Source organism: Marinobacter sp. tcs-11, assembly GCF_002049515.1.
Taxonomy (GTDB): domain Bacteria; phylum Pseudomonadota; class Gammaproteobacteria; order Pseudomonadales; family Oleiphilaceae; genus Marinobacter; species Marinobacter nauticus.
This window is the reverse complement of record NZ_LLYU01000046.1, coordinates 1-3,133: the sequence shown is the minus strand read 5'-3', so window position 1 is coordinate 3,133 and position 3,133 is coordinate 1. Positions and strand designations below refer to the sequence as shown.

The window sequence follows — 3,133 nt, the reverse complement described above, 5'->3', positions numbered from 1 at the left end:
CTTCCAGAGTTTTATGATCCAGTTTACGACCGTCAGTATGGCGCATGAGTAGGCAACTCCGATAAGGTCGGTTGAACAATGCCTACATTATAAATGATGTCCGCTTACTTTTGTACTTCTTAGTAACGTCTGACCCAGCCGGACAGGCATCTGTTCGACACGCCCCTCAATGGGTGAGCGAAGCGCGTATTGCGCCAGCCCCCCACTGTCACCTGGCGACTCACTACCGTATACCGCCAGTTGTTCCCGCACGGAATCGTACTCCGCTTTTGTGGCAAGGTAGATCGCCTTGGCATCAAGAAATTCTTCCTCGCTGGAAATACCTTGGTCCTGCAATTGTCTTTCGCGATTGTAGTCTGACTCGGCTGCTTCTTTACGGGCCTCCAGCGAGATCAACCGGGAGCGAATCCGGGCCAACTCCACACTGTTCAGGGTTGCCAATAGCTGCCCTTTCTTGACGTAATCCCCCAGGTCAACCACCAACCCCGTCAACTTTCCTTCCAACAGCGGACCAACCTCGGCCACGCGATCCGGCACATACTGAATCTCGGCAGGTGCCGTAACAATTGCGCCAGCGCGCCCCTTGGCAGCCGTCACAGTCTGAATCGACAGTAACTCTGTCTGCTCCGGCGTCAGATGGATCTGGCGGGACTGGTTTTCCTCTCCGGCATGCTCGGCTTCTTCATTTTCGTGCTGGTCACCCTCGGCTTCTCCGGCAGCGTATACCTGCGGCATACCCAGAACGCTGACAACGATTAAAAATATCTTCAGATTGCGAATCATTCATTCACCCTCAATATTTAGAGAACGGTACTAAGAGAACGGTCAATTTTGAGTTTCATACCCTCAGGAACCGGCTGACATCGACAGAGCACCTCCCGTGCTTATCTCCAGCGCCCGGACGGCATCGATATAATCATTCTGCACCTGAACGTATTCCTGCCTTACCGACAGGAGATTGTCCTGTGCCGCCAGAACATCCGAGGCACCGACCTTGCCCGCCCGTAGTGCTTTCTGCATCAACTGTAATGTTTCCTCTGAACGCTCCAGGATCGACTCGTTCATCTGGCGCAGCCGAACGGCGGTGGATTCGTACCGGGCCACAGCTGACACAACCTGACGCTCTGTAGCCAGGCGCAAGGCCTCTGCCTCAAGCTCGGAGGTTTTCAGCCGCGCAGCAGCTTGTCTCTGCTCACCGGAATAATCATGAAAAACGGTCAAAGGCATCGACACCCCTGCACCGAAAAGGTTGGAGCCTTCCTCACGATCATAAAATCCGAAGACTTTCAGATTTGGAATCGTCAGGCTTTTCGCAACTTCAAGGCCAGATTCATCCGCTGCAATTCTGGCGGCCGCCGCTTTCAGGTCCGCTCTCTGACTCTGTGCCATCTCGACAAGCTGGCTGGTCGGAGGCAGGTCTTCGAGCGTCACATCAAGCTCGCCGGTCACCCCAACGGCATCGGAGGGGGACACCCCGAGCACTTCGGTAAGGTCAATTTTTGATTGCTCGAGCTTTTGTTCCGCCGAGGCTTTTTGATTCCGGGCCCTGGCAAGCCCAATGACTGCGGTATTGAGATCAATCCGGGTTTGTTTACCCTGTTTTACGGACATTTCCCATATTCCAGGGACTCGTCGGCCTGATCCGGGGCCTGACGGGCCCCCAACTCAAACTCTGGATTGCTCGGCGCCCAGCGGCTGGCATGATCAAGCTGTCCCTGCTGTATCGAGACCGCGGCCCGCCTCAAAGCCAATACCGGGCTATTCTCGAAAGCCATCACCATGGCCTGGTTCAGGGAAACAGCCTGGCTGGCTTTGGCCTGCTGATATTCTTTCAGCGACACACTCTCTTTTGCCTGGGCCGACACCATAGGAGAGACGGCCAAGGCTCCCGGAACTATCATCGCGCACAACAACAATCGTTTGTTCATTCAGTATCATCCTGGCTGTTTGACTGAGGTCAGTGAGTCAGCATTTTTGCGTGGGAATCTGGAACGACCTTACAGACAAACCTTTAATACAGTTTGAAATTCAGGCACCGGATAAGAAATGAGCTTTGGCGGCAGGGGGGGGGCAGAGGTAAGGGCGAGGATGTCGAGTCACCGGGCGTCAAGGCAGGCGCACGATGGTGGGTTCTTGCATGATAAATAAAAACCGGCCCGTCATTTGGGCCGGCTTTTTATTCTGGATCTGAATTGCTTGTGATCACTTGGCCGATCAGAAACTCCTGCTCCAACCCAGCCAGAACTTCGGATCATCCGAGTTGACAGAGCCAAGCGCGTCGGTTGACTCAATGTCCGAGTACTCCACGTTAACACTGAAAGAACCGAAGTTTCCCGCATCCTTTGTAACGTTGGCGGCGACGTGTGAATAACTTGCCTCGCCGACAGAAGCCTTGCCGTCATCAGCGAAGTCGTAATAGCCAAGCGTCACACCGGCACTGTAGCTGTCCTCCAGAGGCACCCCAACAGAGGCGTAGTAATAGGCATCCCCCTGCACGAACACCCCATCACCACTGGTGTCGCTGTTGATCGTGTAGGCCAGGCCGATGGCCGCAATGCCATAACTGATCTCGCCGTACAGTTCGCCGAAGTCGATGGAGTCCGGCGCGTCAGGATACGCATAATAAATGTACCCAACGTCATAACCCAGTTCTTCCACAGAGCCGGAGAATCCGGCATAAAGATCAAGCTCATAGCTGGTGCCGTCACCAAAATCGACATTGGAACCCCAACCACCGGCGTAGAAGCCCGACGCATGCTCATAATCCAACCCTCCCTGGACAGCCGCAGCCCCGTCTGTCTGGGTGACGCCCCGGAACAGATAGTTGCTGCTGGCGCTCACATTTGAGCTGACGTCAGCGCTAACAATGGCGGGCGCAGCCTGAAGTGCTGCAAGCAAAGTGATACTGATAAATCCGGATTTGGTGAAAAACTGCTTCTTCATAATGGATACCTTCGGTTGGGTTTCATTGCTCCAAATATGATTCCGCAAAAGTCTTGCCACATCTTACTAATCAGAAACAAAGTAAGCGAACATCACCCGGCGATATACGCCAGGTCCGGATGACCGAAAAAAGACTTCAATAACCGGGGTAGTTTCTGTAACCGCCGAAGTTGTCGATAAACGATATTCC

4 protein-coding genes are annotated in these 3,133 nt (G+C 53.8%); all 4 read right to left on the bottom strand.

Features of this window, described 5'->3' with window-relative positions; all coding sequences use genetic code 11:
* Positions 1-87 precede the first annotated feature (87 nt).
* On the bottom strand, positions 88-783 hold the full coding sequence (locus ARC85_RS19575; RefSeq protein ID WP_286715977.1) for an efflux RND transporter periplasmic adaptor subunit: 696 nt from the start codon (positions 781-783) through the stop codon (positions 88-90).
* Between the two features lie 63 nt (positions 784-846).
* Positions 847-1,611: a TolC family protein gene (locus tag ARC85_RS19570; protein WP_286715976.1), complete on the bottom strand. Its 765-nt coding sequence runs from the start codon at positions 1,609-1,611 to the stop codon at positions 847-849.
* Positions 1,602-1,928 (bottom strand): hypothetical protein, encoded by a 327-nt coding sequence (locus ARC85_RS19565; RefSeq protein WP_286715974.1) that lies wholly within the window; start codon positions 1,926-1,928, stop codon positions 1,602-1,604. Before ARC85_RS19565 ends, ARC85_RS19570 begins: the two co-directional genes overlap by 10 nt.
* A gap of 286 nt (positions 1,929-2,214) precedes the next feature.
* Complete coding sequence (locus tag ARC85_RS19560; protein WP_286715972.1) at positions 2,215-2,943, bottom strand: TorF family putative porin; 729 nt, start codon at positions 2,941-2,943, stop codon at positions 2,215-2,217.
* Positions 2,944-3,133: the final 190 nt, after the last annotated feature.